Annotated in this window: 3 protein-coding genes; 2 read left to right on the plus strand and 1 reads right to left on the minus strand. The window is 60.5% G+C overall.

The window, feature by feature from the left end:
• Both WBQ44_RS02420 and WBQ44_RS02425 read left to right on the plus strand, forming a co-directional pair.
• On the plus strand, positions 1-185 hold a 185-nt coding region (locus WBQ44_RS02420; protein WP_495565145.1), incomplete at its 5' end, for an ATP-binding protein.
• Positions 186-272: 87 nt separating this feature from the next.
• Complete coding sequence (locus WBQ44_RS02425; RefSeq protein ID WP_495565146.1) at positions 273-1,586, plus strand: ISL3 family transposase; 1,314 nt, start codon at positions 273-275, stop codon at positions 1,584-1,586.
• A gap of 220 nt (positions 1,587-1,806) precedes the next feature.
• Here the strand turns inward: WBQ44_RS02425 and WBQ44_RS02430 are convergent, their stop codons facing one another.
• Positions 1,807-2,628 carry an ImmA/IrrE family metallo-endopeptidase gene (locus WBQ44_RS02430; protein ID WP_495565147.1) on the minus strand — a complete coding sequence of 274 codons (822 nt, stop codon included), beginning with the start codon at positions 2,626-2,628 and terminating at the stop codon, positions 1,807-1,809.
• Positions 2,629-2,681: the final 53 nt, after the last annotated feature.

Raw genomic sequence — 2,681 nt, forward strand, 5'->3', positions numbered from 1 at the left:
CGGTCACCGAGTCCGCTGCCCGCGCGGACTCCGCCCAGATGGGCGACCTCGACTTCGTCGATCATCTCCTCGCCGAGGAAGTCGCCGTCCGTGAATCGCGGCGGTTCCGCAATGCCCTCAAACTCTCCGGGCTCCCGCACCACAAAACCGGCTCTTCGATTTTTACCGGGCAACCCTGGCCCTGAGCTCGTTCGGCGCGTCTACCAGCTGAAGGCCCTTGGCCCCTGAAGTCTGGATGTTGCGAAGCATCAGGCGACAGGGAGACCAAGGGTATGGATCAGAGTACGACAGTGCTGTTCGGGCTGCCCGGAGTACGCGTGGACCGCGTGTCCACGGATTCGGATGGCGTTCGGTTGGTGGAGTTCTTCACCGATAACGACCGAGCCGCGGCATGCCCAGGTTGCGGCGTGGTGTCGACATCGGTGAAGGGTCACGCGGTCACGAGGCCGAAGGATATTCCCTACGGTGAGAGTCCAATTGCGTTGCGGTGGAACAAGCCCCGATGGAGATGCAGAGAAGAATACTGTCAACGCGGATCGTTCACCGAGAGCATCGACGAGCTACCGCCGCGGGCAAGGGTGACCGGCCGGCTCGGTCGCGCGATGGGCTGGGCGATCGATGAAGCCGCACGATCGGTTTCCGAAGTCGCCGCCGGTCATGGTGTGTCGTGGCCGACCGCACACCGCCGATTCGTTGCACTCGCCGCGCAGGTTTTGACCGAACCGGACCCGGTTCGAGTTCTGGGGATCGATGAGACCCGCCGCGGCAAGCCCCGATGGGATCGCTGCGAGACGACCGGCACGTGGGTGCGCACCGATCCGTGGGACACCGGGTTCGTCGACATCAGCGGTTCTCAGGGAATGCTCGGGCAGCGCAGTGGCCGGACATCGGCGACGGTGGTGGGCTGGCTCGGCGCCCGCAGTGAGAGATTTTGTGACGGGATCGAGTACGTGGCGATCGATCCTGCTGCTGTCTACGCTTCCGCAGTGCGCACCCCGGATTTGTTGCCGAACGCGGTGCTGGTGGTCGATCATTTCCATCTCGTCGCCAAAGCCAACGACGCGGTCACCAAAGTCCGTCAGCGGGTGACGTGGGATCACCGGGCCTGTCGCGGTAGGGCGATAGACCCAGAATGGGCGAACCGACGGCGACTACTTCGTGGTCGGGAACGTATGTCGGACACTGGCTTTTCTCGGATGTGGAATGAGATCGACGCTCAGGATCCCAGTGCGCAGATCCTGTCTGCGTACATCGCAAAAGAAGAATTGCGGACCCTGCTGTCGACCGTCCGTGACGGTGGCGGCCGCCATCGAACCTCACATCGACTGCACCGATTCTTCACGTGGTGTGCCGACTCGAAGATCCCGGAGCTGCTCACGCTCGCGAAGATGGTCGACACCTGGTGGCCGCGAATCAACGCGTTCATCACCACCGGAATCACCAACGCGAAAACCGAGGGCTACAACCGGCTGGTCAAACAGGTGAAACGATCCGCGTGTGGGTTCCGAAACGTCGACAACTCCGCCCGTCGGATACGGTTTCACACGACCCGCATCGCGCGGGCCAACATTCAGACTTCCTGCTGAACTGCCCGGTCAAAGTTGAAGAGCCCCTTATCTGGCGCTCGATCGACTGTCCCAGGTGAGTGCAAGGATTAAAAATGTTGAAGGATCTCGTCATAGGGACGGCGACAATTGTTACTACCGACGTTGCGCTTTCGTCGTTGGGCGGAATCTAGCTCGGTGCGTAGGCCGCGGGAATCTCGGCTCGGATCGCTGTCGGACCCAAGCTGCTGAAAGATGCGGACTATTCGACGGAAGACACGTACAGCAGCATGTGAGGGCCCCTGCGATTCCCAGTTCCGCTCAGGGTGAGTGTGCGACCGGCAACGTGAACCCGTATCGCAAATCTGCAATCCAACTCTTTGACGCAATCGAGGCGGATGTTCTCGCTACTCGACACTTCGAGCGTGTTCCTCACCCCAGGGGCATTACCGATCATCCGCCACACCTTCCAGTGCGATGGCGTACGCCGAAGTTCAAGCAGGAGAGCAGCCTCGGTAGGGCAGGTGTCGGACAGCCGACGGACCACTACCGACAGCGAGACGTGGTTACGCTCCGCGACCTCCCGGACAACTGCAAGAGTAACCGCCGGAAAGCGACACATCTTTGCTATGTCCGGCCTCGGCACGAGTAGGCACCCCGCGACACTATCGGCGAGCAACTCGTCGAGCCGCAATTTCGCCGGCGTGGGCTCGGCCTCGCATTGCGAAGGATCACCGTGACCCAGAATCACGTGGGCTAGTTCGTGCGCGAGCGCAAATCGCCGTCGGGCCGGCTTGGCATTTCCGCGTAAGCGAATGGTAGGCCTACCCAATTCCCAGGCTACATGGCCGGGTCGATCGAGTCGGTCGTCAAGAATGATGGCGCCAACACCAAGGTTTCTCGCAATGCTATAAAGATGAACGGGTTCGATGTTGATGGACATCTCGCGAAGTAAGCTAGCTATCCATTCGGCGCCCTGGCGTGGAGATGCGTAGTTTTGATACTGCATTCTGCGGTCGTCTAGATTGACCTGCCGCTTGGGCACTGGAATGTTTGGCGAATCAATCATTCTGTCGCTCAACATAGTCTTCCCAAAATGTCACCCATTCCGCCACGCTCCCTAGCGGCATTTTACTG

The sequence above is a fragment of the Rhodococcus sp. (in: high G+C Gram-positive bacteria) genome (assembly GCF_049591685.1).
Classification (GTDB): Bacteria; Actinomycetota; Actinomycetes; order Mycobacteriales; family Mycobacteriaceae; genus Rhodococcoides.